We start from the raw sequence: 2,139 nt of genomic DNA, 5'->3' as shown, positions 1-2,139 counted from the left end.
AGACCGTTCACACGTTCTGCCGATACTGCCTGGCCTCGTGCCGTGTCGACGTGACCGTCGAGGACAACCGGCTCATCAAGATCTCAGCCGACAAACAGAATCCGCACAGCTGGCGCGACTTCTGCGCCAAGGGACGCACTGCTGCACAGCTGGTCGAACATCCCAGGCGGATCCTGGCCCCGATGCGCCGCGTGGGCGATTCGTACGTCGAGGCGACCTGGCAGGAGGCCATCGACGACATCGCGTCGAGGATGAACGCTGTCATCGACGCCGACAGCCCGGACGCCGGCGGTGTCTACTACGGCAACCCGTCCGGCTTCTCGTCCTCCAACATCATCTTCATGAACGGCTGGTTGGATGCGATCGGCACCCGCAGCCGCTACTTCGTCGGCTCGATCGACCAGAACGCGATGCACGTGGTGGCAGCGGCCATGTACGGCTCGATCCTGATGGCGCCGGTCTCCGACATCGACAACTGTGACTACTTCCTGTTGATCGGCACCAACCCTGCCGTCAGCGCCTGGAACTGGCTGGAAACGGTGCCCGGCGGTTGGCGCCGCGCCCTGGCGCGCCAGTCCCAGGGCGCCCAGATCGTCGTCGTCGACCCGTTGCGGACCGAATCCGCGGAGAAGGCAGACCGCCACCTGGCGGTGCGTCCCGGTCAGGACTGGGCATTGCTGCTGGCGACGGTCAAGGTGATCCTCGACGACGGACTGGAGCACACCCAGGACTGCGCCGAACTCGCCACCGGGGTCGCGGAGCTACGCGAGCTCGTCGCGCAGGCCGACCTCGACGACCTGGCACGGCGTTGCGACCTCGATCGCGCTCAGATCGCAAGCGTGGCAAAAGATTTCGCCGCCGCCCGGCGGGCCATGGTGGTGACCCGCACAGGTGTGTCGCTGCACCTGGCCGGTACCGTCGCGGAGTGGCTCGGCCACGTCTTGAACGTGATCACCGGCCGGATGGACCGCCCCGGCGGCCGCCGGTACGAGCCGGGCTACGTCGACGCCCTCAGGATGTCGGGGATGGTCAAGACCAGCCCGCACCGCAACCGGCTGTCGGGCCGGCAGATGGTGGCCGGCGCCCACGCGTTGTCCGAACTCCCCGCCGAGATCACCACCCCCGGCCCCGGTCAGATCCGGGCGATGGTGATCAACTGCGGCAACCCGGTGGTGTCCGGGCCCGACGGGGCACGTCTGGACGAAGCGCTGGCGCAGCTGGACCTGCTGGTCGCGATCGACTTCGTGCAGCGGGAGAGCCATCGCCATGCGCACTGGCTGTTGCCGGCGGTGCACTGGCTGGAGCGCGACGACCTGCTGGCGTTCACCAGCAACATGCATGACGAGCCCTACCTGCAGTACGGGGCCAAGGCCGTCGACCCGCCGCCGGGCGCACGTCAGGAAAGGCGGATCTTCGTCGACCTCTCGATCGCCATGCGCAAGCCGCTGTTCCGGGCCAAGGGGCTCAACGGATTCATCGGGGCGACCCGACGGATCGCCCGGTTGACGGGTCGGCCGAGCCTGGAGTTCACCCCGCACTGGATCGACCGCCTGGTGGTCACCACGGGGCGGAAATTCAACGGGCGCAGGATCAAATGGCGCGACATCCTGGCCCATCCGCACGGCTGGGTGCTGGGGCCACGCGAGTTCGGACACTTCAGGCAGGCACTGCGCACGCCCGACAAGAAGGTGCACGCAGCGCCGGCCGAGTTCGTCGCGCGAGCCAGGGAACTGCTCGCCGAGTCCCCTCCCGAGGCGCCTGCGAACTATCCGTTCCAGCTCGCCAACCGGCGCCACCGGCACTCGATGAACTCCTGGCTCAACGAGTTGCCCGGCCTGCACCCGGGGGGCAGACGCAATGAGGTACTCCTGCATCCGCAGGATGCGGCGAACCTGGGTGTCGGCGACGGCGATCTGGTCAAGGTGTTCTCGGCGGTCGGCGAGATCGAACTGACGGCATCGCTGAGCGATCGTCCCCGCCGTGGCGTGGTGGTGGTCGACCACGGCTGGGGCTCACGCATATTCGACCCGCGCGGAGGCGCCGAGCCACTGTCGTTCGGCGCCAACCGGAACCTGCTCGTCGACGCCGGCCCGGTGGACCCGTTGTCGCAGACCTCGGCGTTGAGTTCCTGTTACGTGG

1 protein-coding gene is annotated in these 2,139 nt (G+C 67.9%); it reads left to right on the top strand.

All coding sequences use genetic code 11. The features are described from left to right. A partial coding sequence (locus WA944_RS05465) for a molybdopterin-containing oxidoreductase family protein (protein ID WP_526646500.1) occupies positions 1–2,139 on the top strand: 2,139 nt, incomplete at both ends.

The organism is Mycobacterium sp., assembly GCF_049683355.1.
Taxonomy (GTDB): Bacteria; Actinomycetota; Actinomycetes; order Mycobacteriales; family Mycobacteriaceae; genus Mycobacterium.
Note: the sequence above shows the minus strand (reverse complement) of the source record. Positions and strands in the feature narration are given on the sequence as shown.